Below are 26907 nucleotides of genomic sequence, written 5' to 3'. Positions count from 1 at the left end.
AGTACCCCAACGGGGGGAGGTGGTGGGTAAAATAATAAATACCTATTAATAAGAATATTAAGGAATTATTTCTCACCTACCACCCCGCCCGTTGGGCACCCCTCCTCCCGGGAGGAGGGGAATTGAGATAGTACATTTTATTCATAACCGAAAAGAAAGGAATGAAACAATCCCTCCATATTATTGGATATATGCAAAAGAACTGTTAAATTCGCAAATAGAACAATTGCACTTTTTCTTTTTGCGTTGTTTATAGCATAGAGACTCGAACTATTAATTAAGAAATAAGATTGATGCTGAAAAGACTTATCTTCTGCCTGTGGATATTGTTGCCCTTCTCTTTGTTTGCGCAAAACGAGGAGGAAAGTTCTACCGCACACGATAGCCTTAGTACCGAAAAGCATCAGGGGGCCTTCATGAAGGCTATAAAGAAGTTCCTCAACTTCAATGACTTCGACACAACTTATATAAGCCCCAACCGATACAACTATGCCTTGATGCTCGATCATTTCACAAACTACGAATATTACTCCGTAGGTACCGCCGTCCCCGAGCCCCAACGGCTCCGCTTCACCCCCAACCCTCGCAACAAGATAGGGGCTTACTTTGGTTGGCGCTGGATATTTTTAGGATGGTCAGTAGATACGGACGGGCTCCTTGGAAAGAAAAGTGGGAAAAACAGAGGGACAGAATTTGACCTCAGCCTTTACAGCTCAAAGTTAGGAGTGGATATTTTCTATCGTCGCACAGGTAACGATTACAAGATCCATAAAGTAACAGGTTTTTCCGACCGTGTTCCTTCTAATTATTCAGAAGACTTCAACGGTCTGAAAGTAAATATGAAAGGATTCAACTTATATTATATCTTCAATAACCGGCATTTCTCTTATCCGGCAGCTTTCAGCCAGTCCACAAACCAACGTCGGAATGCAGGTACACTCACAGCCGGCCTTTCCGTATCTACGCATAATTTGAAGTTTGATTATGCCAAGCTGCCCGAAATCATTCAGGAAACGATGAGTCCCGGAATGAAGGTCAGACACATAAAATATACCAATATCAGCCTCAATTTCGGATATGCCTATAACTGGGTATTTGCCCGTAACTGTCTGGCATGCCTGTCGCTAAGTCCAGCTGTTGCTTATAAGACGTCGCGCATAGAGAAAGATACAGAAGAGCCCAGCGACTGGTACAAGAACTTCAATATTGATTTTATATTACGGGCGGGCGTTGTATACAATAACAGCAAATATTTTGTAGGTACTTCCTTTCTGGGCAGGACATACGATTATTACCGGGATAACTTCTCCCTGAACAATGGATTCGGGACGTTGCAAATATATGCCGGATTCAACTTCTATCTGAAGAAAGAGCACCGGAAGAAAAAATAATCTATCTGCAGATTACCAGAACTTATTATGTTCTGCGCTATATTCAAATCCGGCTGACTGCAACAGTCCTACAATCATCTCTTTATTGACATTCATATCATCACAGAGTTCATCCAATGAAGAATAACAATCACGCAATTTCGTATTGATGAAGCTGAAAAGCATCATCGGGTCTTTAGGCAATTCCATCTTTCTACTAATACTTATTGATTCCGACTGCAAAATTACAATTATCCGGATTATCTTATTCCTCCTGATGATCTATTTTTTCTATCTTTAACGCTACTTTCTCTATAATTCTGCTGAGTTCTTCCTCCAGTGGAATAACGTTGAAGTCCTCCCAGAAATGTTCATCATACTTAAACTCTTCATCTGCAAGTACGGTACGGGGAGGCAATCTTTCAGCTCGGGAGAAGCGGGTTACATTCTCCGTATCCACCAGACAAGTCACCATCTCGAACCAAGTATGCAAAGTAGGGTTGCTAAAGAAAAAACGTTTCCGCTTCATCTTGAAGTACAGGTCACCACGGATATGATGGATATAATAAGTACCTTTCCACGGTTTATACGAAATAGTATATACCACCTTCTGTGTCGTCAGATTTATCTTTGGCGCCTGCCTGACAACAAAGATACGTGTAGCCTCCTTGATATACTTGGGATTTATCTCAATGCGGGCCTGCACCAAAGCGCTGTTCTCAGAGTCAATATACAACGCCCCACAATAAAGAGGCGACCTGACACTCCGCTTCTGCTCAAAATAAACCACATTGACGCAACGGTCATCTATGAATGTAATGTCACCGGAGGTATACATATACGGATTATCTTCCGCATCAACCGACAGAAAATCCGGCAGGTCTTTCATTATATCCAACTGCAAACAAGCCTGAATACCGGCCCTGATCTTAGCAACCAGACTGTCTGTACTCTCCCGGTTATCAATCTTACTCATCTTTAGCAGCTTCACCTGATCGGATACGTTAATCTCCGGCAAAGAAGATTTATAAACTTTGAAAACAGCTTCCGTCAAGCTCTGGAATTTATTTTTCAACTGTACCCCCTCCCGATAGAACGTAGTTAGATAAGCGGGATTCAATGAATAGTTTTCCCCGCGCTGATTTACCATTTCACGCAATAGTTTCTTGGGTTCCACCAACCGTATCAACACTTCTTGCAAAGGAACAATTTTAGGTTCCAAGCTCAACACATTGTCCCGGCCAATCAGCGTAGATGCTTCAATACTTTGTGCAACATATCCTAAATGGGAAAAAGAAAGCTTGCCATTTTTCAGGGAGTCAGGCAGGTTAAGCCTGAACTCCCCGTTCTTATTTGTAATATTACCTATTGAAGTTCCTTGAAGAATGACCGACGCACTCACAATGGGATCACCCGTTTCTTTATCCCGCAAAAGGCCGGTAATGGTGAAATAGGTTGGTAAAGGTACCTCTTCCGAGACTTTCCGCTTCCGTACTACCTTCTCCGCAGGAGGCAAAATCAAGATGTGATTTCCTATCACTTTCAGTTCTAATGTCCGGTCGCCCACAATTTCATAGATGGCCTGCCGGACCGTACAGTTTTTCTTTTTTGTCCTAACTTCAATGTCATTATTCACCACCTTACTGTCATATACAAAAAGATAGCCGGATTGTTCCGACACTTTGCTCAACAGGGAATATACCGTTCCTTTCATCCCGGGTAACCGGATAATACGTTCCAACACATCTCCTCCGTCCGCCCTCATACCACAGGTAATGAGAAGCAGGCTCAGAAAATTTATGAAGAAACGATGAAGTTTCATGATTTATATAGTTAAGTTATCATTCGGATAAAATCAGTTTATCACCTTCACGTGAACATTTCAAACTCAGCGCCCAGCAAATAAGTTCCGCTACTGTTTCGGGGGAATTATTCTCAAATTCAATGGTCAGCTTCCGTTTACTCAGAACCGGTGATGCAGTCCGTATCTGCAAAGCGGAAGCCTCGGCATTTACCACTCGCAGAATATCTTCCAGGCATTCGTCCTTGAAGCGTATATTCTTTGTATATTGTCTGAACTCATCAGAATCTCCTGTCTCACTCAGTTGCAACTGCCGTGCTTGCAAGGTAACGGTTTCCCCTGCATTTACCAGTATACTTTGTCCGCCTTGCTTTAGCGAGACCTTCACTCTGCCCCGCTGCACGGAGAGCCGGAAAGAGTCATCTCCATGACTACGGACATTGAAAGCTGTACCCAACACTTCTATCTGTACCTTTTCCGTTTCAATCAGAAAAGTTTGTTCATGTTTCTTTGCTACATCAAAGAAAGCTTCTCCCTGTAAGTTCACTTCCCGCTTGTCCGTAGCAAAATGTTCGGGATACTTCAGCGTGCTCTCCTGTGCCAGATATACTACAGAACCGTCTTCGAGCGTGGTAACCAACATGGATGCTTCACGATTTTCTTGCGTCACCAGATTGAGGCTTTCAATCTCTCCTCCCGGAACAAACCACAACGCAGATGCCAGATAGACAAAACCGGCAATTACGGCCGCCGCCAATGCTCCCCATTTCAAGAGAAGTTTGCGGTACACTGCCCCGCCCCGCCCTGCTCCGGCGAGCAGGTTATCTTCATCCAAACGGGCATACAACCGTTCCCATGCCTCATCCGTCTTCGTCCTATTTTTATTCACTTCAATCATTTCGTTAGAATATAATTATCAATTTCATTTCGTAAGGTTCGCAGCGCTTTCGTCATCTCAGCCTCTACCGTCTTGACGGACAGAGATAATGAAGAAGCTATCTCCGCATATTTCTTTCCTTCCATACGATGCATTTCAAATATCCGGAGCCTGCGTACAGGCAATTTATCGAGAGTATGACGGATCAGTCCCTGTAACTCTTCATACTCCAACTGCCGGTGAGGATCAGAATCCTGTTCCGCAGCATTTCCCGCCAGTACATATTCGCGATACCGTTCCTTGACTTCCTTATGCTCGCAAAACTGGAGTGCTGCATTTCGTACAGCTTTATATAAATAGCTTTTTACGGACTGGAATATCTGCAAATGTTCCCGGTCCTTCCAAAACGCATAGAACAATTCTTCCACAATTTCCTCAGCAGCTTCCATCTCTCCCGTAATACCTGCGGCATACCAGCAAAGAGGGGAATAGTAACGACGGAAGATTTCCTCAAACGCCTTTATATCGCCCTCTTTTATTTTAGTCAGTATGAACAGCTCATTCAGCATACTCCGGAATTATTGTTGGTCTCCAAATATAAGAAAACTATCTGAAATCTAACGGGATTGCTTTTTCAATTTATTCACAGCATGTTCCAAAGACTCTGTAGGCTCAATAATATTGTATGTCTTCCAGAAATCCTCATTCCAATATTCATCTACCAAATCATAGAACACTTGTTTTTCTTTGAAAGCTTTCTTGCTAGGAATGGCTGCAAAGTCGCTCTTTCTATCTGTTACCACCATTTCGGAAAATACGGTATAGCTGGAAGAGAATAAACGCTTTTTCCAGTCGCACTTGAAACGGATTTCATTCCGTATGTAATTCAGATAAGTTTTTCCATTCTGTTCCTTATACGTCACCAGATAGGAAACTTCCTGTGGCCTGAAACGTAATCCGAGAGGCTTCTTATGAAGAATAGCTTCCACCGCCTTCACCCTGTTTTGCATATCCAGAGAAAATTCCGCACGGGTGAATGCCAGTTTCTCAAAATCAATATAGAGTTTTCCGTAAAACAACGCATACATCAGACTGACTCTGGGGCGAAAACTGACTACATATTGCATACGATTATCCAGATTCACAGGTTCCTCAATATGAAAATCATAATAATTCAGATTTTCCATGCTCAACAATGCATCTCCGTTCTTCACAATATCCAGATAAATAGAAAGATTAGGTCCGCCCACCACTTTTACCGCCAGTGTATCACTAGTTTTCGGGCTCAGCAGGCGACGTCCTTTTTGTAGTTGCACTCTATCATTCGATGGTTCCCGGTCGCTGTACGCAGTTTTAGACACATCTATCACAGCCTCCGATACACTGATATAGCGTCGCCTTTTCTGTACTGTCTCCCGATAAAATGCAGTCAGCAAATTCTTGTCAGCCGAATAGTTCACCGGAATTTTTTTAATCGCCTCTTCCACAAGCCCTCGGGCATTATTGCCAAAGACAACAATCTCACTCAGTAGATTAGGAGCCGGCAGCATCCAGATAGTGAGATCAGATACATCTTCCTTATCCTTCAGAGAAACTTGAGAATTCAAATACCCAATATGTGAAACCTCCAATCCCAGAATAGTCTCCGTGTCCTTTATCTTCAGAGAGAACACACCATCCGCATTCGTAACGGTTCCGATGTTCGTACCGGGAACAGACACATTCACATTCTCCAGTTTTCTCTTATTATCCTTATTTTTCACTATTCCTGTAATAGTGAAATAGTTCCCGGCTTCTTCCTGTGCCCATAAAGGTGAAATACCCAACAGCAAAAATGCCATCAACCACCCAACTGCAATACTAGCTAACTTTTTCATCTTCGTATGATTTTAAAGGTGAACAATTCTCGTTTTCTACTACTAAGATCGCTCAGAAATGAAAAACCCTATCGGTTTTGGAAGAAAAAGTGAGGAAAATGTTTCCGGCTTAAAATATTTCGAACAGTTATTTTGTCGTCAGATTTATTATAAAAGAATACAAAAAGGGGAAAGAAGTAACTGTTAATATGAACCTTGATCTCTTTCTATTGTTCTCATGTGATTAATAAACAAACTATTCACCTTCAAAACGTTTAACAGCTATGAGAACTGTTCATCTGATAGTTATTCATTGCTCCGCAACAAAGGAGAATGAAACATTAACGGAAATTGAATTGGAAAAGTCGCACCGCCAGCGTGGACTAAATGGTATCGGTTATCATTATTACATTCGGAGAGACGGAAATATTAAGAGTACACGTTCTGTTCGAAAACCCGGAGCTCATGCCCAAGGGCATAATCTTGACAGCATCGCTATATGTTACGAAGGTGGTCTTAACCGGCACGGACTTCCCAAAGATACACGCACTCAATGGCAAAAGCACTCCATGATTGTTTTACTCAAAACGCTCCTTATTGATTATCCGAACTGTCATATTTGCGGGCATCGTGATTTACCTCAAATTATGGATAACCATTCATTAATAGAACCGGAAGCATGGCTGAAAGAATGTCCTTGCTTCGACGCAGCGACTGAATATCATTGCTTACGCTATAGCAATGGCTAGAAGAAACCTAAAGCAAAAAAGAGTCGTAAATCATTGATTTACGACTCTTTTTTTAATATGACAGTCTATTTACTTCACTTCCTCAAAATCTGCATGATATATCTGTCAACGACTTGCGTACACGTGTTGCAAATATAATGCAAACTCGAAAATAAGCATTTATAAGCAACAACAATCCTTGCCCACAAAAGTACGATTTTTATTCATAAACAACGGGATGTAAGCGCATAAGAATCAAAAGAAAGCGACGACTTTAACAGATTCTTCGGTTTTATCCTTACCTTTGTAAATGATATTGGGGTGATATACCCGAACAACAATAAGAAAACGATGCAGATACATAACAATACATTGATAGCTGAATGCTCAGCTTACGATTTCAAGGAAATGTTGGAGCGCAAAAAAGTGAAGTCATGGCTCAAATCCGTGTCGGCTTTTGCCAATACGGATGGTGGTAGTTTATTCTATGGAGTAAACGATGACGGAATAATTGTAGGTTTGGAAAACCTGCAAGCCGATGCCGACTTTATCAGCGAAACAATCAAGGCGAGGCTTGATCCTGTACCGGAAATACAGCTTATCCCGATAGAATATGAAGGACGTACCATGCTTGAAGTAAAAGTGAAAACTGGAACGCTGACGCCTTATTACTACTATCAAGACGGAACACGTACCGCATATGTACGAGTCGGCAATGAAAGTGTAGAATGTAATTCGCAACAACTCCTTTCGTTAGTATTGAAAGGAACACACATGACATGGGATTCACTTCCTACTCAAGTGGATGCCAGCAAGCATTCTTTCGTTATCCTTGCCAATACTTTCCGTGAGCAAACCCATCAGGAATGGAACGACAAATATTTGGAATCATTCGGCTTGGTCACATCAGACGGTAAACTTACCAATGCCGGATTGCTATTTGTAGATAATTGCACCGTATTCCAATCACGTATCTTCTGTACCCGTTGGACTGGACTACATAAGGATGATGCTATCAGTTCCGTAGAACATCGGGCCAACCTTGTATTACTCTTAAAATATGGGATGGACTTTATCAAGAATTACACCATGAGCGGATGGGTAAAAATGCCAAACTATCGCCTTAACCTACCCGATTATTCCGACCGTGCTATCTTTGAAGGATTGGTAAACCATCTTATTCATAGAGATTACACAATAATGGGCGGTGAGGTACATATCGGCATTTATGACGACCGAGTAGAATTAGTGTCACCCGGTGCGATGCTTGACGGTACGCAAATTCAGGACAGAGACATATACAGCGTTCCTTCTTTACGCCGCAATCCGGTCATTGCCGATATGTTTACCCAGCTTGACTATATGGAAAAACGCGGTTCTGGTCTACGTAAGATGCGTGAACTAACAGAGAAACTACCGAACTTTCTGTTTGGCAAAGAGCCACATTACAAAACAGAAGCATCTTCTTTCTTCACGACTTTTTATAATCTGAATTGGAGCAAGAATGGTAAAATCCCTGTGGAAGAAGTAGCCAACAGAGTAAATAGTACTCTCGAAAAGTATCCTATAAATGAAGAAAAGTTCGGTGAAAAACAAGAAAGTTCGGTGAAAACCTTCGGTGTAAACGACAATAGTTCGGAGAAGAGGTTCGGAGAGGTCTCTAAAAGTTCGGAGAGAAGGTTCGGAGAGGCTTCGGATAAACCTAAGAACATAAATAAAACTGCACAGAAAATTATCGATTTCGTCATTTCTGACCCTTCTATATCAGCCGAAACTATGGCTTATAAAATAGGCATAAGCTCTCGTGCCGTAGAAAAGCAAATCGCAAAGTTGCGTTCTATGGGTATATTGTCTCGTGAAGGTGCGGATTTTGGTGGATATTGGCGCATTGTTATTAATCCTCAAACTAAAAAATAAGCATATGAGAATACCTTTCGAACCACTCTGTGCCATAATAGCCGTCCCGCTTTCACAGAACATGACTTAGTACTTCTGCCCTCAATAAGAATTCAGCCCCAAGATACATGCAGCCAGCAAGAACTTATGTACTTTGTTTGCTCTGCTTTTTTCAATATAGGCAAGAAACGCAATGATATTGTGAGCTTCTCATATCAAGTTTTTCCTCTCTATTTTCCTGCAGGAGAAAGTGCATTAGCAGAAACGGTGCCAGGATTAGAAAAGGTAAGGGATAGAAGGGAAAAAATAACAATTCCAAGTAAGCTTATTGGGATTCGTATTAAAATATAATTCAATATAAAGTTGTTTTTTGATATATATTTTAGAAAAATATCAATTTAGAAATCTGAGATTTACTCTTGAAGTGTTAAAACAAAAAACAAAGACAATGCTGATGAAATTAGGAATATACGAGCAAATTATCAATCAATTGTTTGAAAAGAAAATTTCTTCAATTGACCAAACTCGTTTCTATATAGGGGAACGAACTATTGAAAAGAATGAAGTAGCAAAAATGCTCTCTATGCACCTAAGTGGCATCTTCGAACAAATGCTAATGGATGTGGTTGAGACAGTTACTGACATAGAGGAAAATGAAGAAGCTGCAAAAACACACGCCTTAAAAAAAAGCATTGATTTGACCAATGCCATTATTGGTAAACTGGTAAAAGATTTTCATTTAGAATCAGGAAATTTTGTGTCGGCGCAAGCCAAGATTCTAACAGCAGTTATCGACAAGACGCAGTCTGATTATCCCAATTTAGCTAAACGGTTAAAAGAGATAATGCCTATTAAGGGGCTCGTAAATGGAGAACTATTTACTGGCAAAGGCGTCAAATTGTATACAGAACTACAGAAGGAAATATGTTCCGCTAACGAAATCCGCCTGATGGTATCGTTCATCAAAAAACGTGGTCTTGCATTACTACTACCACAACTGAAGGAATTTACCTACAGAGGAGGTTTGCTAAAGGTAATAACTACTACTTACATGAAGGCTACTGATTTTGAAGCAGTAAAGCAGTTAGCAGCCCTAAAGAATACTGAAATCAAAATAACTTACGACGAAACATCAGAGCGCCTACATGCAAAAGCTTATGTTTTTCTGCGTGAAACTGGTTTCAATACAGCCTATATAGGCTCGTCAAATATGTCTGAGCAGGCTCTTGATACAGGTGCAGAGTGGAACGTTAAAGTAACTCAAATGGAACAACCTCGTATGATGAAAACCATCATGGGAGCTTTTGATGCTTCATGGTGGGCTGAAGGTTATGATACTTTTGTAAATGGTGAAGATGATATACGACTAAAAGCTGCCCTTGACGAAAATTCGGATAACGAAATTGACTTTAATGTACTTCAATTGATACGTCCGTTTGACTACCAACAAGAAATATTGGAAAACTTACAGATGGAGCGCGAAGTGAGAGGGCACTGGCGGAATCTTGTAATAGCTGCAACAGGTACAGGTAAGACAGTGATAGCGGCAAGCGATTATAAGATATTTGCTAATAGCCACGAACGTGCACGTTTGTTGTTTGTGGCCCATCGTGAAGAAATCCTCAGACAAAGTATACGGACATTCCAACAAGTGCTTTGTGATTACAACTTTGGTGAGAAATGGTATGGAGGCAAAGAACCAACCAATTATGAACATGTGTTTGCTTCCAAGGATACGTTAAACAATCGCTTGGATGATTTGTATCTACCAGAAGACTATTATGACTATATTGTCATTGACGAAGTACACCACGTAGCTGCAGGCTCTTATCGAAAAATTATAGATTATTTCAAACCAAAGATACTCTTAGGATTGACTGCAACACCAGAGCGAATGGATGGTTATGATATTACACAGGAGTTTGATGGAACTATATCTGCGGAAATTCGCCTTGACGATGCATTGAATAAGGGACTATTAGCCCCGTTCCATTATTACGGAATAACGGATTCAGTGGACTATTCAGAAGTGACATGGAACAGGGGGCAATATGTTGCATCAGAGCTCTCGCGTATATATACATATAATGATGCTCGTACTGGTGTTATATTGAAATCTCTAGAAACATACCTAACTATATCCAATATCAGTAATGTTAGAGCATTATGCTTCTGTGTTGACCAGGAACATGCCAAATATATGGCAGCAAAATTTACGCTATGTGGATTGAAAGCAGATGTACTGACTAGCGAAAATGCTCAGATGCGTGCAATACTATACAAGAGATTAAAGAACAAGAAGATCAATTACTTGTTTGTAGTAGATATGTTCAATGAGGGAGTAGATATTCCTGAAGTAGATACCATTTTATTCCTTCGTCCAACAGAGAGTCTCACTGTGTTTATTCAACAGTTCGGGCGCGGTCTGCGTAAGGCAGAAGGAAAGACTCATGTGGATATTTTTGATTATATTGGAAACTGTCGTTCCGAGTTCAATTACACAAACCGCATGCGTGCGATAATCGGGCGAACATCAATGAGTGTTGAGGAAGAAATGGAACGCAACTGTCCCCATTTACCCTTAGGATGTAAAATTTCACTTGAGCCAAAGGCCAAGGAATATATTATAAGAAACATCAAGGGGGCAATAAAACGATTTACTACACAACATATCATTGCATTAGTACAAAATTTTGAGAGACATCATTCTGTACCGCTTACACTTACCAATTTTATCAGGATATATCAGATTCCCTTAAATAAATTATATCGTGACAGGACATGGAATCAACTTTTATGTGAGACTGGAATAGAGCATCAACAATCCCGATTCAATGCTGAACTACGCCGTGCCGTACTTCGTAAATGGTTAGCTACAGATTCGTATAGCTATCTAAGTTTTATTAAGAATCTGGTGCAGAAAGATTTTAAGGTAAAGGTGGATATGCTAACTCCTGTCGACCAAAAACGTCTGTTAATGTTCTATTATGATTTGTTTGAAAATGCAGGATATTTTAACAATCTTCAGAAAATGGTGGATGAACTTGCAACCGACCATTACCTCTGTATAGAACTTAAAGAAATAATAACACTGCTACTTCAAAGAAACAAAGCATATGAAAAAACGGATAATTCAATGTTGCCTAATTTCCCATTGAAATTACATGGAGTATATACAAAAGCTCAAATTCAAGTAGCCATAGGAACATCTACACTTGAAAGAAAATCTCCATCTCGCGAAGGAGTAGAACGCAACAAAAAATTGAAATTGGAAGCGATGTTTGTCGATATTATTAAAAATCGCGAAGAAGGATCTACAACAGATTATGACGACAAAGCACTTTCTCCCTACTTGTTTCAATGGGATACACAGAATCGTGTGAAACCAGAATCCAATGAAGGAAAAGCATATATCAACCAAACGCGAACAATGCTTTTGTTCATTCGCGAACAGAAAAACTTTGCGGAAGACAAATCACGCACAATGGGATATGTCTATTTGGGACGTGTTACACTGAATAAATGGGAGTACAAAAACTTAGGTACTCGAAAGCAGATGCAAATAGTGTGGAATATGATTGAACCAATTCCTGGTAGTGTAATGCTTTTTGCAAGAATGAAGGAAATTGCATAATATTATGAAGAAAATAGAAGTTGTTGCTGCCATCATCTCTAAGGGAGACAAGATTCTTGCCACGCAAAGAGGATATGGAGAATGGAAAGATTGGTGGGAATTTCCTGGCGGAAAAATAGAGGCTACAGAAACTCCCGAGACTGCATTGATACGTGAAATTCGTGAAGAGCTATCAGCAGATATAAGCGTGAATAATTTTCTATATACTGTGGAATATGACTATCCCTCATTCCACCTTACAATGCACTGCTATTTTTGCTCTCTATTAACAGATGTTTGGAGTCTAAACGAGCATAAAGCTGCATGTTGGCTTTCAAAAGAAGAATTAGATAATGTAAAATGGCTGCCTGCTGATTTACAAATTCTTCCAATATTAAAATAGATAGAGTAAGTTTATAGTTAACAATCTTGTAATTGTACAGCAAAGCAATTTGAAATAAGAGATAAAAAAGCCCATAGAAAACACATAGCAACCATGAACCCCATAAACGCAAAAAGCGTGCAACTCATTGAGCTGCACGCTTTTGCTTATTGTTTATTATCTGTATCCTTATCGGAATCACTTCACTTCTTCAAAATCTGCATCCTGCACATTATCACCATGCTTACCGCTATCCTGAGCACCGCCAGCTTGTCCGGCATTCATATCAGGACCAGCCTGTGCACCACCTTGAGCACCACTTTGTGCATACATTTCAGCACTTGCAGCCTGGAATGCAGTATTCAATTCTGCCATAGCAGTATCAACAGCAGCCAAATCCTGTGCTTTATGAGCATCTTTCAGTTTCTGCAAAGCAGCTTCAATCGGAGCTTTCTTATCAGCCGGCAACTTGTCGCCCAATTCCTTCAACTGATTTTCAGTAGTGAAGATCATTGAGTCAGCCTGATTCAGCTTGTCAATCTTTTCACGCTCTTTCTTATCAGCTTCTGCATTAGCTTCAGCCTCAGCTTTCATCTTATCGATTTCTTCTTTGCTCAAACCGCTGGAAGCCTCGATACGAATGGCTTGTTCCTTACCGGTAGCCTTATCCTTGGCAGACACCTTCAAGATACCATTAGCATCAATATCGAACGTTACCTCAATCTGAGGAACACCACGACGAGCCGGAGCAATACCTGACAGGTTAAACTGACCGATCGACTTATTCTGAGCAGCCATCGGACGCTCGCCTTGCAATACGTGGATCGTTACTTCGCTCTGGTTATCAGCAGCAGTAGAGAATGTTTCGCTCTTCTTGCACGGAATAGTAGTGTTAGCATCAATCAGCTTAGTCATTACACCACCCAGAGTTTCGATACCCATAGACAGCGGAGTAACATCCAGCAATACCACACCCTTGATTTCATCCGTCAATACAGCACCTTGTACAGCAGCACCTACAGCTACTACTTCATCCGGATTTACACCCTTAGAAGGAGCTTTACCGAAGAAATCTTCAACCAGTTTCTGTACGGCCGGTATACGTGAAGAACCACCTACAAGGATTACTTCATTAATATCCGAGTTGCTCAAACCAGCATCAGACATAGCCTTCTTACACGGTTCCAGACAAGCCTGAATCAAAGTGTGAGCCAGAGCTTCGAACTTAGCACGAGTCAAAGTCTTCACCAAGTGCTTAGGCACACCACCTACCGGCATAATGTACGGCAAATTGATTTCAGTACTTGTAGAAGAAGACAATTCAATCTTAGCTTTTTCAGCAGCTTCCTTCAGACGTTGCATAGCCATCGGATCCTGAGTCAGGTCAGCGCCTTCGTCATTCTTGAATTCATCTACCAACCAAGTGATGATTACCTGGTCGAAGTCATCACCACCAAGGTGAGTATCACCGTTTGTTGACAATACTTCGAATACACCGCCACCGAATTCCAGGATAGAGATATCGAATGTACCACCACCAAGGTCGAATACGGCAACCTTCATATCTTTGTTCGCTTTATCGATACCGTAAGCCAAAGCAGCAGCTGTCGGTTCGTTTACGATACGCTTCACTTCCAGACCGGCAATCTGACCGGCTTCTTTTGTAGCCTGACGTTGAGAATCGGAGAAGTAAGCCGGAACAGTAATAACTGCTTCCGTAATTTCTTGTCCCAAATAGTCCTCAGCGGTCTTCTTCATTTTCTGAAGAATCATAGCTGAAATTTCCTGCGGAGTATACAGACGTCCGTCGATATCTACACGCGGCATGTTGTTATCACCCTTTACAACCTTATATGGCATACGGGCAACTTCTTTCTGTACCTGATCCCAAGTTTCACCCATGAAACGTTTGATTGAAGATACGGTTCTTGTCGGGTTCGTGATAGCCTGACGTTTTGCAGGGTCACCCACTTTACGCTCACCACCGTCAACGAATGCTACGATAGACGGAGTAGTACGTTTTCCTTCACTGTTTGCAATTACTACAGGTTCGTTACCTTCAAATACGGCAACGCAAGAGTTTGTAGTTCCTAAGTCAATACCAATAATTTTTCCCATGATCTTTAATATTTTATTTGTTATTATTCAAGTTTCGGTCGCCTGCATCAGCAGCAGACGCCAATAAAAAGACAAACGTCGTGCCAAAATGTTCAGGGAGGTTGTAATTTTATAGGTTGGCAGAAAGGCTGTCAGTTTGGCAGAAATCTTCTTTGTTTTTCTGTCGAAAATTACCATTTGTTAATCGCCCTCCCACATAAAAGCAGTAATTTTGCCAACGAAAAAGCAGAGAGTACAAGCTATGAGTGCCTTTCGGCATCATAGCGCAGCCACTCGTAACTCGTAGCTTGTAGCTCGTAACTAAATATAATTATGGAAAGAGATAGCATTGATTTTAAAAACACAGACATTGCGGCATTGTTCCGCAAATTATTACTCCCTACTGTACTGGGAATGATATTTTCCGCATTATTTGTCATTACGGATGGAATATTCGTAGGAAAAGGTATTGGCAGTGATGCACTTGCAGCAGTAAATATAGTGGCGCCATTATGGTTATTCTCTACGGGCATCGGACTGATGTTTGGTGTAGGAGCATCTGTTGTAGCCTCCATCCACTTGTCACATGGAAAAGTAAAAGCTGCCCGCATCAATATTACTCAGTCTATAGTTGTATCTTCATTGTTGTTGATAGGTACCTCCACGCTATTCTGTTCGTTCGCCCCACAGGTAGTACATCTTTTGGGCGGTTCCGAGCGTTTGACTCCACTGGCTGTAGAATATATGGTATGGTTTGTCCCGTTCTCGGTGTTTACCGCCCTGCTTAACTCAGGAATGTTCTTCCTGCGTCTGGACGGATCACCCAACTTTGCCATGATGTGCAACGTAGTAGCTGCCATCTTGAATATCATTCTCGATTACCTGTTCATCTTTCCTTTCGGTTGGGGCATGTTCGGTGCAGCTATTGCCAGCGCCATCGGTACTACGGTGGGGGCATTGATGATAATCATCTACCTCTCCCGCCGCAAATGCGCTCTACGCTTTTACCCCGTAAAATTCACTCGCAAAAGTATGCGACTGACTCGTCGTAATATAGGTTATATGTGCCGGCTAGGGTCTTCTGCTTTTCTGTGTGAAGTAGCAATTGCCTGCATGATGTTTGTCGGAAACATTGTGTTTATACACTATTTGCAAGAAGAAGGTGTAGCTGCATTCAGCATTGCATGTTACTTCTTCCCTATCATATTTATGGTGTACAACGCCATTGCACAATCCGCTCAACCCATTATCAGCTACAATCACGGACTTCATGAAGAAACCCGTGTACGTCGTGCCTATTTATTGGCGCTGAAAACAGCCATCGGCTGTGGTACTGTCTTCGCTCTGGTCACCATCTTCTTCAGTTCGGAGATTGTTTCCATGTTCATCGACCGCAGTTATCCGGCCTATGAAATAGCCAGCAAAGGACTTCCTCTATATGCTACCGGCTTTATTTTCTTCGCTGTCAATATCGTTTCCATCGGATATTTTCAAAGTGTGGAACGGGCTCGTTATGCCACTATCATTACCCTGTTGCGTGGTTTCGTCCTGCTGACAGCGTGCTTCTTCGGACTCCCCCTACTCTTTGGTAATCCGGGTATCTGGTTGGCAACCCCTCTGGCTGAGCTACTGACCACCCTTTTCATACTTACTATTTATATAAAAGCAAAAAGAAAGCACAAAAAAAATATAGTATCTTTGCAGCATGGAAATGATGATAAAGAAATTCTGCCAAAGATACAGACTCCCGGAAAAAAGCCTGCATGAACTTTTGTCACACATGACAGAATATCATTTCGGTAAAGGGGAATCCATTGTGAAAGAAGGAGAACGTAACAGTAACTTCTACATCTTGAAAAAGGGTATTTGGCGTGCTTATTATATGATAGACGGTACTGAAAGTTCCCTTTGGTTTGCCGGAACAGGAGAAATAGCTTTTTCCTCCTGGGGTTATGCCAATAATGAAGTCTCACAAGTGAATATTGAATCTGTGAATGAAAGTATTGCCTATGGTATTGCCAAACCGGATTTAGAAGAACTCTTCAATAGTTCTATAGAGTTATCCAACTTTGGTCGAAAAATCTTTGAACAGGAAATTTTATTCATTGATAGCTACACATTGGCATACGGTACTCCAAGTGCCAAAGAGCGTTATCTGACCCTAATGGAAGAGAATCCGGAACTGTTGCAATATGTTCCGTTAAAACATTTAGCATCGTATTTATATATTACACCACAGTCTTTGAGCAGAATACGGGCAGGGCTGAAGAGAAGGAAATAAATCATCCCAAGACATCCATTTCCTTATTCGGAATCTGCAACTTCGCAATCTGTCATCTCCATATCTGCTCCGTATCTGCTCCGTACCACCTCCGTACCAAGCCTATACCTATGACTATGGAGATGGTACGGAGCAGATACGGAGGTGATACGAAGATAGCATGGAGATGATACGGAGACAGTACGGAGATAACACCGTGCAAATGCCATAAATAAAGATACATAATACAATACTCAATATGGATTTAGATCAGATTATCGATAATATAGGCAAGCTGCCGGAGCCGTCAAGGAATGCACTGAAGGAGATCATCTCTGAAGTCACTCACCCCAAAGGGCATATCCTATTCAGGGCGGACAAGGTAGAGACCAAAGTATACTTCATCAAGAAAGGCATTGTACGTGCCTATACTGAGTTAGCCGACAATGAAATAACATTCTGGTTCGGACGCGAAGGCGATACGGTGGTATCCATGAAAAGCTATGTATCCAACCAAAGAGGCTATGAGAATATAGAACTTTTGGAAGAATGTGAACTATATGAAGTAAGGAAACAAGCCTTACATGAATTATTCAGCAAGGATATACACATCGCCAACTGGGGAAGAGAATTTGCAGAAAAGGAATTGCTCAAAACAGAAGAAAGGTTTATCGGCCGACAGTTCAAGACATCCCTGGAACGTTATAGAGACCTGATGAATCATACTCCGGATCTTTTGCAAAGAGTACAATTAGGCTATATTGCTTCCTATCTTGGTATTACACAAGTCAGCTTAAGCCGTATTCGGGCTAAATTCAGATAAATCACTTTTTATCATTTGTTAAATAAGAAGTCAAACCAATTCATGAACTTTGCACACATAAAATAAAAGTTATGAGTTGGATATATTTGATTGTGGCCGGATTGTTCGAAGTAGCGTTTACATCGTGCATGGGCAAGGTTAAAGAAACAACCGGTAGTGAAATGTACTGGTGGTTCACCGGTTTCATTATTTCTATGAGTATCAGCATGTTTTTGCTGATAAAGGCAACGCAAGCCCTGCCTATTGGTACGGCTTATGCTGTATGGTCAGGAATAGGTGCGGTAGGAACCGTATTGGCGGGTATACTGATCTTCAAGGAACCTGCTACTATATGGAGGTTATTTTTTATTGTAACGCTGATAGGTTCAATTATCGGTTTGAAAGTAGTATCTCATTAAAGCAAAAAACAGGATACCAATTGATATTGGCATCCTGTTTTTCTATATTCTGGATTATTCGGATTACTTCTTTACCAGTACCATCACCAGTGTATTATCCGCATCATAAAGTCCGATGCCACCACCGGCCAGTTTACCGAAAGACTTCACTTCATTCAGTGCTTTCATCACACGGCCTTCTACTTCCATATCCGGACAAGCCATCATAGTGCTAATGAGTTGCGGGAAAGAAATTGCAGAGCTGTTCTCGTTGTCTGCAACAAATCCGCCATTAATAAGATTACAACCGGCATTGCCGTGTATTCTCTTTTCAGAAAGATTGAACTCAATAAACGGTTGTTTCTCCATACCTTCGGGAATGGACTGACCACCGGCTTCGGAAATAATCCACTTACCACTCAAATCTGATAGTTTCACTGTAGGAGCTTTCTTTTGTAATACAATAATAGGACGATTGGATGAACCGCACAAAGCGATGTTCTCCTTGCCTAACTTTTTATACTTCTTCACTTGTCCCAAAGCAGACAACACGTTTTGTTCCAGCGTCATATCCGGACAAGCCATACGCGTACTTGCCATAGCTCCGAGATCAATTGTACCGGGTTTAGCGTTCACATCAAACGAACCCATCATACGGTTACAACCGCTGTTACCAAATACTTTTCCGGTATTCGTATCAAAACCTATAAAAGGGAATTCCTGATTGGGAGCAGGCACTACGGCAGCACCGTTTATTTCAATAATATTCCATTCACCATTGATGGAAGACAATGTCGCAGCATCTTTGGAAGAGCGACAAGATGACAGAGCTATCAAAGCTCCTGCCATACAAAGAGAAACGATTACTTTCTTCATTGTTATTCGTTGTTTAAGTTAATTTTCGCGGGGCAAATATATACAAAATAACCCAAATACAAGCGGTTTGTTTAGAAATAGAAGCTTTTTATAAAAAGTATTTAGTAGGATTTTAATGTTTATCTGCGAATTAAATCCTATATTTGCTCACCAATAAAAAAGAAGGATAGTTTATAATTTGTAACTCGTAATTTGTTATTAAAAGAAATGGGTAAAGTTCTTATTATCGGTGCAGGCGGTGTAGGTACCGTCGTTGCGCACAAGGTGGCTCAAAATCCGGATGTATTCACTGAGATCATGATTGCCAGCCGCACAAAGTCCAAATGCGACGCTATCGTAAAAGCAATCGGTAACCCCAACATCCAAACCGCACAGGTAGATGCCGACAATGTGGATGAACTGGTTGCTCTCTTTAATAGCTTCAAACCCGAAATCGTCATAAACGTAGCACTTCCCTATCAGGATCTTACCATTATGGAAGCTTGTCTTAAAAGCGGAGTCAACTATCTGGACACTGCCAACTATGAGCCGAAAGATGTGGCTCACTTTGAATACAGCTGGCAATGGGCATATAAGAAACGTTTTGAGGATGCCGGACTGACCGCCATCCTTGGTTGCGGTTTCGATCCGGGGGTAAGTGGTATTTATACTGCATATGCTGCCAAACATTATTTCGATGAAATGCAATATCTGGATATCGTAGATTGCAACGCAGGTAATCATCATAAGGCATTTGCAACGAACTTCAATCCGGAAATCAATATTCGTGAAATCACACAGAACGGACGTTACTATGAGAATGGCCAATGGGTAACTACCCAACCGTTGGAAATCCATAAGGACCTGACTTATCCGAATATCGGACCACGTGATTCCTATCTGTTATATCACGAAGAATTGGAATCTTTGGTGAAAAACTTCCCTACCATCAAGCGTGCACGTTTCTGGATGACTTTCGGTCAGGAATACCTGACTCACCTGCGAGTAATCCAGAACATCGGTATGGCTCGTATCGATGAAGTAGATTACAACGGGGTAAAAATCGTTCCGCTGCAATTCCTGAAAGCCGTATTGCCTAACCCGCAGGATCTGGGTGAAAATTATGAAGGAGAAACTTCCATTGGCTGCCGTATCCGGGGATTGAAAGACGGTAAAGAACGCACCTACTACGTTTACAATAATTGTAGCCACCAGGAAGCCTATAAGGAAACAGGTATGCAGGGTGTAAGCTATACAACAGGAGTTCCCGCCATGATAGGTGCCATGATGTTCCTCAAAGGATTGTGGAAGAAACCGGGAGTATGGAATGTGGAAGAGTTTAATCCGGACCCGTTCATGGAACAGTTGAACAAACAGGGATTGCCTTGGCATGAAGTGTTTGATAAAGATTTGGAAGTATAAACTAAATGAAGAACTAAAAATGAAGAATGAAGAATTTAGCTGCGCGGTGAAAGCATACCGAAAGGAAATTCTTCATTCTTAATTCTTCATTTTTAATTTAATTATAGATTATGCAAGTTGGAGATAAAGCGCCCGAAGTATTGGGCATCAATGAAAAAGGCGAAGAAATCCGCCTCAGCGATTATAAAGGAAAGAAGATAGTTCTTTATTTCTATCCCAAAGATATGACTTCAGGATGTACGGCACAAGCCTGCAACCTGCGCGATAATTATTCAGAATTACGCAAGGCCGGCTACGAAGTAATTGGCGTAAGTGTAGATAATGAAAAGTCGCACCAAAAATTTATTGAGAAAAACAACTTACCTTTCCCGCTAATTGCAGATACGGATAAGAAACTCGTGGAGCAATTCGGTGTTTGGGGAGAAAAAAGTATGTACGGACGTAAATATATGGGAACCTTCCGCACCACTTTCATTATCAATGAAGAAGGAGTGATAGAGAGAATCATCACTCCCAAGGAGGTGAAAACCAAAGACCACGCCGCACAAATATTATAAGTACACAAGGAAATTAGTTAACGAGTTGACAAGGAGATAGCAAGGTCATTCCTTGTCAACTAATGCCTGGTCAACTCGTCAACTTTAATAACAGTAAGCAATATGGCAAAGAAAGACGAACTTAATTTTGATAACGAAAATGGCGGCAAGATGGCATCCAGCGAAAAGTTGAAAGCCCTGCAAGCCGCTATGGACAAGATAGAAAAGAGCTTCGGCAAAGGTTCTATCATGAAAATGGGCGACGGCATCGTCGAACAAGTAGAAGTAATCCCCACTGGCTCTATCGGACTGAACGTAGCGCTTGGCGTCGGCGGTTATCCGCGTGGACGTATCATCGAAATTTACGGTCCGGAATCATCCGGTAAAACAACTCTGGCCATCCACGCCATTGCCGAAGCACAAAAGGCCGGTGGCATTGCGGCATTCATTGATGCTGAGCATGCATTCGATCGTTTCTATGCTGCCAAACTGGGTGTAGATGTAGATAATCTCTTCATTTCCCAACCGGACAACGGTGAACAAGCATTGGAAATTGCAGAACAGCTGATTCGCTCCTCAGCTATCGACATCATTGTTATCGACTCTGTGGCCGCCTTAACTCCAAAAGCCGAAATAGAAGGTGATATGGGCGAAAACAAGGTGGGTCTGCAAGCCCGTCTAATGTCGCAAGCATTGCGTAAACTGACCGGTACCGTCAGCAAAACGCGTACCACCTGCATCTTCATCAACCAGTTGCGCGAGAAGATCGGTGTCATGTTCGGCAATCCCGAAACAACGACCGGTGGTAATGCACTGAAATTCTATGCATCCGTACGTATCGACATCCGCGGAAGCCAGGCCATCAAAAATGGTGAAGAAGTGCTGGGCAAGCAGACCAAAGTAAAGGTTGTAAAGAATAAAGTAGCTCCTCCCTTCCGCCGCGCGGAATTCGACATCATGTTCGGTGAAGGAATCTCCCGTGCCGGTGAAATCATCGACTTGGGTGCCGACTTAGGTATCATCAAGAAAAGCGGCTCCTGGTTCAGCTACAACGACACAAAAATTGCCCAGGGACGTGATGCAGCCAAACAGGTCATCCTTGATAATCCGGAACTGGCCGAGGAACTGGAAGGACTGATTTTCGAAGCATTAAAGAAAGACAAGTAAGCAAACTTTCTTTCATAATAAAGGGGAACCGAAATCGGTTCCCCTTTTCAACAAACTATTTACACCTATCAGCAGGATACCCTATTCCAGGTTTTCCAAACGCTCTTCCAGCATCTCCATGCTTTTCTCAAAACGTTTCCAGGTATCGGCATCCATCTGTTCCTTCAGATATTCGCTATCTTTTAGTTTACTTAAGTCTTTCAAACTTTTCAATCCTTTTAAACTTTCCAGGCTCTTCAAGCTTTCCAGACTTTTCAATCCTTCCAACCCTCGCAAGCCCTCCAGTCTTTTTAAATCCTCCCAATTGCTAGCATTCGCCAGGTCAATATTGCCGTCAATGCGGTAAACATTCCCTCCCGCATTCATACTGGTATTTTGATACATCATGATATTCTGAATATCTTTCAAAGTCATTTCTCCTTCCAGATAAACGAACTTCAAGTTAGCAGCACCGTCTATAATCATAATCAGTTCCTTCACCTTATCCCCTTTCCTATTAATATAGAATTCGGAACTGGAGACATTCCCCTTCTGCTTCATCAACAGCTCGTATTTGGACGACTGTACCAGTGTACGCAAATCTTTCCGCAAATCCTTCTTGATATTATTATCCATTGTAGAAACAATCTGTACGCTTTCCAGCTTACCGGACACTTTCCCAATATAGATATCCTTCGTGAAAAGATTGGGATTCATTTCAATCATCGCTTTTGAGATATAAACAGAGGAAACCCCTTTCATATCATTATACGTATTGAATATATTTTTCTGCGCCTGGCAGAGCAGGGGGAGCATCAGCAGCACACCTGCCAATAAAATCTTGTTGAGTTTCATAATCGTTTATCTTTGCATTTCTTTTTTTACTTCCTGATTCACTTTTTTCATATCCATTTGCGTTTCCTTCACCTGGGCAATGCCTTGATTCAGATTGGTGGAAACTTCAATCAAAGTGGCTTGCAAAACCTGATAAGCTTCTTCCGGATCAGAGAATGTATCCTGCGGTGTGGGCGGACACACATCTTTTCCCAGATTTTCCACACCATATCCGATGCCTATAATTACCAGTATGGTTGCTGCAACACTCCCAATCCAGCGCCAGTTACGTCTGGATTTGTTAGGTCGGAAGAAACGTTGTTCTTCTTCAGCCTTTTCATCAATCAGCCGGCTCAGTTTATCCCCCAAGCCCGCAGGAACTTCCACATCTCTATCTGCACCCTGGTTAAGGCTAAGAAAAATTTCTTTATCCTTTTGCAGATGTTCGGGCACTTCCGTTGTTCTGAAATAATCTCTCAACGCCTCTTCCTGGCTCTCGGTAGTGTTCCCCTCATAAAACTCGGCGAGCAGCCTTTCAATTTCCTCGACTTTCATAGTTATTCCATTTATTAAATTCCTCACGTATTCTTTTCCTCGCCCGGGACAGCAGTACACGGATATTTGTAGAGTTCAACCCGGTCACTTGTTCTATCTCTTCGTAAGAACAGCCTTTGACATCACGCAGGTTCACAATCCGCTGCTGCTGTTCGGGCAAGTGGGCAATGATATCTTTTACTTGCCTTACTTCGTCACGTACCTCCAGATTATCAGCTTGAGAAATATCCTGTACAGCAGTCAATTCCACAGTTTGCCTGGATAAGACATACTTCCCTGAACGAAGCAAATCAAAGCACATATTCTTTACCAAAGTGACACTGAAGGCTTCCGGGTTGCTGATAACCATCAATCCTTCCCGCTTATCCCATAGCTTCAGATAGGCTTCCTGAACCAAGTCCTCCGCATCTGCCGCATTCTCAAGCAGCCGATAGGCTACACTGTACAGCTTGCGGTGGTAGGGCAGAAACTCATTTTTAAAACTTTCAGCATCCATGGGCTTTTTCTGTATCTCAATCCTGTTTATTGGTTGTATCTATTGATTAGACGTAAAGGGACAGAAGTTTGTTACAAAGAAAATGAATTTTATACAAAAATGCGGCAAAAGAAATTTTCTTCTGCCGCATACCTTATATTAATAAGTGCTTTCTTTAGAACCAATAAATATACGCCAGCGTGCTTACGCTAATTGTAACCCACAACAACACACCTTGAATAAGTGGTTTGATACCCACTGCCTTCAATACATCACGCGAAAGGGAAGCACCGATAAAGAACAAAGTGATAGTCAGTGTCTTTCTGGCCAGACTGTTAATTCCCTCTCCTATCATAATACCGGTTTCCGATGAATTTAATACATATGTATTGAATACCATAGCCAGAATAAAGAAGAAAATAAACCAGGGGATACTTATCTTCTGTCCTTTACTCTTGAATACAAAAGAAGTAATCAAAGCCAAAGGAATAATCCACAAGGCACGTGTCAATTTAATGGTCGTAGCAATTTGCAAAGCTTCTTCACCATAAGCCGCACCGGCACCCACTACCGAACTGGTATCGTGTATAGCAATTGCCGCCCATGTTCCGAATTCTTGCTGACTCATATCTAAAGCATGGCCAATTACCGGAAAGATAAACAGTGCAATAGCATTCAGAATAAAAATAGTACCCAGTGCTACAGACATTTCCGTATCTTTTGCCCGCAACACAGGACCTACCGCCGCAATAGCACTACCACCACAGATAGCTGTACCGGAACTAATGAGGTAAGAAGTATCACGGTCTACCTTCAGGAATTTACGACCGATGAACCAACCGATAAGCATAGTGCCCACTACTGAAATAACAGTGAACTCCATTCCTTCTTTACCCGAGGCTAAAGATGCCTGAAGATTCATACCGAATCCCAATCCCACCACTGAATACTGCAAAAGATATTTGGATACTTTCTTATTAAACTTCGGATGTGCCTGCCCGCTTGACAAAGCAAAAATCAATCCCAGGAACAAAGCGACAGGAGGTGTCACCCAAGTAGAATAGCCGGGGATATAATCCAATAATAAGAAGATTGATAAAAGCACCACTAAAGACACATAAGTAATTTTGTTCTTCCGTTGAAGATACGCCAGAGTGTTTACACTCGCAGTTTGAATTGAAGCCATAATTTTTTTTGTATATCAATATTTATATTATTTCTGATTTCCGGGTGCAAAGGTAGGCTTCTTTACCTATATACACCAATTGTATCTGTTTATACGCTATAACTTGTGGTTATGATGTGCAGCAAATTGCATAAAGACCTGGGAAAGCCCGCTCTCCTGTCCCTGAGGTTGGGCAAAACTAAAATCACGAAGCATAACCATGTCTTTTATCTCAACGACACGCAGTTGTCCGGCATAGAGTTCACGGGTGATAGAGCGAATGGAAACGATTCCCATGCAGTCAGTATGTTCCAGGAAAAGTTTGATACTTTCCGTACTACCCAAATACATTAATACCTGAAGAGACGATAACTTTATATTATGCTGTTGCAATGCTTTCTCAAAGACATCCAAGGTGCCCGATCCTCTTTCACGAAGCACTAAAGGAATACGAAGCAACTCTTCGGGAGTAATTTCTTCACCTACCTGTAGTTTACTTCCCGTACGTGTCACAGCCACCAGTTCATCCTCCAAAAAAGTAGTATATTTCAGATTTGGTAAACGGAAAACACCTTCCACTAACCCAAGATCTATGCGGTGTTCCTGCAAAGCCGCTTCTATCTCACGTGAATTGCCGTTCATCAATGAAAGATTTACTTGCGGAAACTTTTTGATGAAGCTGGCAAGCAATGGAGGTAAAACATATTGGGCAATGGTAGTACTGGCGCCCAGACGCAATTCTCCGGTATATTCATTATGCAGCAAATGCATCTCATATTCCAATCGCTTATAATCTTCCAGAATGCGGCCACAATGTTCCAAAAGTAACTTTCCCGCTTCAGTCAAACTAATCTTGCTACCTTGCCTGTCAAACAAACGTGCCTGATAAGTGCTTTCCAACTCTTGTATATGCTTTGTTATGGCAGGCTGACTGACAAACAACTCTTGCGAAGCTTTCGTGAAACTCAGGTTCTTCGCTACAGACTGAAATACTTTTAAACGAAAATCAGACACGGGAGCTAGTGATTAATTAAAGGTTAGTGATTAGTGATAAGTAACAGACATTATTCCAGTTCTTCGGCCTTGATGCCCAATGCACGCATCATGGAGTAACCCAGTAAATCCCATTTGCAACCAAGGGGATGCGCAGGTTCATCCATATTGAAAAGGAACAATCCTTTTGAGTTTTCAATATCAGCATTTCTTAAATGCTCATCCAAAACTTCCATTAATTTAGCACCGTAATCATCAATAAACGGAACCAGCATAAGCCGCTTAACATCGGCAGAGTTAAGTGCTATATTCAGCAGATCAAGATAGAGATTTGCCCGTGGAACCAATCCTTCAGAAGATACAGAAGTAAATGTAAACTCACCTAACTGATTTGTATAGCCTACCCCGTTCAAATCTTTATTCAAATCAGACGGATCGCAGTGAAGCAACTTATTGCTCTGGCTGTCATGTACAAAAAGTACTTCTATGTTATTGTCCTTATCACGAACACCGGAGTCGAGTGCCAGATAAGAAGCCCACTCTTCTACATAAATATTCTGCAACGGACGTCCCAACTGCAACTCAAAATATCTTTTCAGATCTTTAACTACGTCATTAAAGTATGCTACGTCCACCAGTATCACATTCTCTGCGAGCTTTACATTTTCTGCCATAATCTATTCTATTCTATTTTTGAGGGATAAAGATACAATATTCCTTTCAGCCCTGCACTAGTTTTACTCAAAATTTACACATTAGTATATTTTAGTAATGCTTAGAAAATAAGATTCTCTGGGATTTCGTCACTGCTCTTTCATAAAAAGATAATCGCTGAAAAGAGCTGAA

General features: G+C 41.5%; 26 protein-coding genes and 1 pseudogene. 13 read left to right on the top strand and 14 right to left on the bottom strand.

Going from position 1 to position 26907, the window contains the following annotated elements; all coding sequences use genetic code 11:
* The first annotated feature begins 293 nt into the window (after nucleotides 1–293).
* Nucleotides 294–1391, top strand: coding sequence for a DUF4421 domain-containing protein (locus BN161_RS08885; RefSeq protein ID WP_044265061.1), 1098 nt, complete (start codon nucleotides 294–296; stop codon nucleotides 1389–1391).
* 12 nt (nucleotides 1392–1403) lie between these two features.
* Here BN161_RS08885 and BN161_RS08880 read toward each other — a convergent pair whose 3' ends face one another.
* From BN161_RS08880 to BN161_RS08860, 5 genes are read right to left on the bottom strand one after another with little or no spacing between them, the layout of a single operon-like run.
* Nucleotides 1404–1580 (bottom strand): DUF4250 domain-containing protein, encoded by a 177-nt coding sequence (locus BN161_RS08880; protein ID WP_044265059.1) that lies wholly within the window; start codon nucleotides 1578–1580, stop codon nucleotides 1404–1406.
* Nucleotides 1581–1635: 55 nt separating this feature from the next.
* Nucleotides 1636–3192 carry a carboxypeptidase-like regulatory domain-containing protein gene (locus tag BN161_RS08875; protein WP_044265058.1) on the bottom strand — a complete coding sequence of 519 codons (1557 nt, stop codon included), beginning with the start codon at nucleotides 3190–3192 and terminating at the stop codon, nucleotides 1636–1638.
* A 19-nt stretch (nucleotides 3193–3211) separates the two neighbouring features.
* Nucleotides 3212–4069: a FecR family protein gene (locus BN161_RS08870; protein ID WP_044265057.1), complete on the bottom strand. Its 858-nt coding sequence runs from the start codon at nucleotides 4067–4069 to the stop codon at nucleotides 3212–3214.
* The gene (locus BN161_RS08865) at nucleotides 4066–4617 is read right to left on the bottom strand and encodes an RNA polymerase sigma-70 factor (RefSeq protein ID WP_044265054.1); all 552 of its coding nucleotides are present in this window, start codon (nucleotides 4615–4617) and stop codon (nucleotides 4066–4068) included. The genes BN161_RS08870 and BN161_RS08865 overlap by 4 nt, the downstream gene beginning before the upstream one ends.
* A gap of 48 nt (nucleotides 4618–4665) precedes the next feature.
* Nucleotides 4666–5925, bottom strand: coding sequence for a carboxypeptidase-like regulatory domain-containing protein (locus BN161_RS08860; RefSeq protein WP_044265052.1), 1260 nt, complete (start codon nucleotides 5923–5925; stop codon nucleotides 4666–4668).
* 263 nt (nucleotides 5926–6188) lie between these two features.
* On the opposite strand from BN161_RS08860, the gene BN161_RS08855 reads away from it, so the two are divergent.
* The 5 genes and pseudogenes from BN161_RS08855 to BN161_RS08835 all read left to right on the top strand — a co-directional run bounded on the left by BN161_RS08855 (nucleotide 6189) and on the right by BN161_RS08835 (nucleotide 12544).
* Nucleotides 6189–6653 (top strand): N-acetylmuramoyl-L-alanine amidase, encoded by a 465-nt coding sequence (locus BN161_RS08855; protein WP_044265050.1) that lies wholly within the window; start codon nucleotides 6189–6191, stop codon nucleotides 6651–6653.
* Between the two features lie 330 nt (nucleotides 6654–6983).
* Nucleotides 6984–8549 carry an RNA-binding domain-containing protein gene (locus BN161_RS08850; RefSeq protein WP_044265047.1) on the top strand — a complete coding sequence of 522 codons (1566 nt, stop codon included), beginning with the start codon at nucleotides 6984–6986 and terminating at the stop codon, nucleotides 8547–8549.
* Nucleotides 8550–8597: 48 nt separating this feature from the next.
* Nucleotides 8598–8879: pseudogene (locus tag BN161_RS30450) on the top strand (hypothetical protein); the annotation flags it as partial.
* Nucleotides 8880–8898: 19 nt separating this feature from the next.
* Entirely contained in the window at nucleotides 8899–12162 is a 3264-nt protein-coding gene (locus tag BN161_RS08840) for a DUF3427 domain-containing protein (RefSeq protein WP_125910782.1), read from the top strand.
* A 4-nt stretch (nucleotides 12163–12166) separates the two neighbouring features.
* Nucleotides 12167–12544, top strand: a complete 378-nt coding sequence (locus BN161_RS08835) for a (deoxy)nucleoside triphosphate pyrophosphohydrolase (RefSeq protein WP_044265044.1) — start codon at nucleotides 12167–12169, stop codon at nucleotides 12542–12544.
* A 177-nt stretch (nucleotides 12545–12721) separates the two neighbouring features.
* On the opposite strand, the gene dnaK is transcribed toward BN161_RS08835, so the two are convergent.
* Together dnaK and BN161_RS29770 are read right to left on the bottom strand one after the other, a co-directional pair.
* A complete protein-coding gene (dnaK, locus tag BN161_RS08830) occupies nucleotides 12722–14641 on the bottom strand; it encodes a molecular chaperone DnaK (RefSeq protein WP_044265041.1) in 1920 nt (639 codons plus the stop codon).
* A 27-nt stretch (nucleotides 14642–14668) separates the two neighbouring features.
* Complete coding sequence (locus BN161_RS29770) at nucleotides 14669–14818, bottom strand: hypothetical protein (protein WP_167332511.1); 150 nt, start codon at nucleotides 14816–14818, stop codon at nucleotides 14669–14671.
* Between the two features lie 135 nt (nucleotides 14819–14953).
* On the opposite strand from BN161_RS29770, the gene BN161_RS08825 reads away from it, so the two are divergent.
* The 4 genes from BN161_RS08825 (at nucleotide 14954) to BN161_RS08810 (ending at nucleotide 18101) form a co-directional block, all read left to right on the top strand.
* The gene (locus BN161_RS08825) at nucleotides 14954–16387 is read left to right on the top strand and encodes an MATE family efflux transporter (RefSeq protein WP_044265039.1); all 1434 of its coding nucleotides are present in this window, start codon (nucleotides 14954–14956) and stop codon (nucleotides 16385–16387) included.
* Complete coding sequence (locus BN161_RS08820; protein ID WP_044265037.1) at nucleotides 16326–16901, top strand: Crp/Fnr family transcriptional regulator; 576 nt, start codon at nucleotides 16326–16328, stop codon at nucleotides 16899–16901. Before BN161_RS08825 ends, BN161_RS08820 begins: the two co-directional genes overlap by 62 nt.
* Before the next feature lie 238 nt (nucleotides 16902–17139).
* Entirely contained in the window at nucleotides 17140–17703 is a 564-nt protein-coding gene (locus BN161_RS08815) for a Crp/Fnr family transcriptional regulator (protein WP_044265035.1), read from the top strand.
* 71 nt (nucleotides 17704–17774) lie between these two features.
* Nucleotides 17775–18101, top strand: a complete 327-nt coding sequence (locus tag BN161_RS08810; RefSeq protein ID WP_044265033.1) for a DMT family transporter — start codon at nucleotides 17775–17777, stop codon at nucleotides 18099–18101.
* A 63-nt stretch (nucleotides 18102–18164) separates the two neighbouring features.
* On the opposite strand, the gene BN161_RS08805 is transcribed toward BN161_RS08810, so the two are convergent.
* Nucleotides 18165–18956 carry an META domain-containing protein gene (locus BN161_RS08805; RefSeq protein ID WP_007213212.1) on the bottom strand — a complete coding sequence of 264 codons (792 nt, stop codon included), beginning with the start codon at nucleotides 18954–18956 and terminating at the stop codon, nucleotides 18165–18167.
* A gap of 207 nt (nucleotides 18957–19163) precedes the next feature.
* On the opposite strand from BN161_RS08805, the gene BN161_RS08800 reads away from it, so the two are divergent.
* The 3 genes from BN161_RS08800 to recA all read left to right on the top strand — a co-directional run bounded on the left by BN161_RS08800 (nucleotide 19164) and on the right by recA (nucleotide 22060).
* Complete coding sequence (locus BN161_RS08800) at nucleotides 19164–20357, top strand: saccharopine dehydrogenase family protein (RefSeq protein WP_007213211.1); 1194 nt, start codon at nucleotides 19164–19166, stop codon at nucleotides 20355–20357.
* Nucleotides 20358–20467: 110 nt separating this feature from the next.
* Nucleotides 20468–20914 carry a thioredoxin-dependent thiol peroxidase gene (gene bcp / locus BN161_RS08795; protein WP_007215901.1) on the top strand — a complete coding sequence of 149 codons (447 nt, stop codon included), beginning with the start codon at nucleotides 20468–20470 and terminating at the stop codon, nucleotides 20912–20914.
* Nucleotides 20915–21016: 102 nt separating this feature from the next.
* Nucleotides 21017–22060, top strand: coding sequence for a recombinase RecA (gene recA / locus BN161_RS08790; protein ID WP_044265029.1), 1044 nt, complete (start codon nucleotides 21017–21019; stop codon nucleotides 22058–22060).
* 81 nt (nucleotides 22061–22141) lie between these two features.
* Here recA and BN161_RS08785 read toward each other — a convergent pair whose 3' ends face one another.
* The 6 genes from BN161_RS08785 to BN161_RS08760 all read right to left on the bottom strand — a co-directional run bounded on the left by BN161_RS08785 (nucleotide 22142) and on the right by BN161_RS08760 (nucleotide 26735).
* Nucleotides 22142–22894 carry a DUF4252 domain-containing protein gene (locus BN161_RS08785; protein WP_044265027.1) on the bottom strand — a complete coding sequence of 251 codons (753 nt, stop codon included), beginning with the start codon at nucleotides 22892–22894 and terminating at the stop codon, nucleotides 22142–22144.
* A gap of 6 nt (nucleotides 22895–22900) precedes the next feature.
* A complete protein-coding gene (locus BN161_RS08780) occupies nucleotides 22901–23428 on the bottom strand; it encodes a hypothetical protein (RefSeq protein WP_007215899.1) in 528 nt (175 codons plus the stop codon).
* Nucleotides 23409–23924, bottom strand: coding sequence for an RNA polymerase sigma factor (locus BN161_RS08775; protein WP_007213205.1), 516 nt, complete (start codon nucleotides 23922–23924; stop codon nucleotides 23409–23411). The genes BN161_RS08780 and BN161_RS08775 overlap by 20 nt, the downstream gene beginning before the upstream one ends.
* Before the next feature lie 154 nt (nucleotides 23925–24078).
* A complete protein-coding gene (locus tag BN161_RS08770; RefSeq protein WP_007213204.1) occupies nucleotides 24079–25089 on the bottom strand; it encodes a YeiH family protein in 1011 nt (336 codons plus the stop codon).
* 96 nt (nucleotides 25090–25185) lie between these two features.
* Nucleotides 25186–26082, bottom strand: coding sequence for a LysR family transcriptional regulator (locus BN161_RS08765; RefSeq protein WP_044265025.1), 897 nt, complete (start codon nucleotides 26080–26082; stop codon nucleotides 25186–25188).
* Between the two features lie 50 nt (nucleotides 26083–26132).
* A complete protein-coding gene (locus BN161_RS08760; protein WP_044265024.1) occupies nucleotides 26133–26735 on the bottom strand; it encodes a DUF6621 family protein in 603 nt (200 codons plus the stop codon).
* Nucleotides 26736–26907 lie beyond the last annotated feature (172 nt).

Source organism: Bacteroides timonensis (assembly GCF_000513195.1).
Lineage (GTDB): Bacteria > Bacteroidota > Bacteroidia > Bacteroidales > Bacteroidaceae > Bacteroides > Bacteroides timonensis.
The sequence above is the reverse complement of the archived record's forward strand: the minus strand, read 5'-3'. Positions and strand labels throughout refer to the sequence as shown.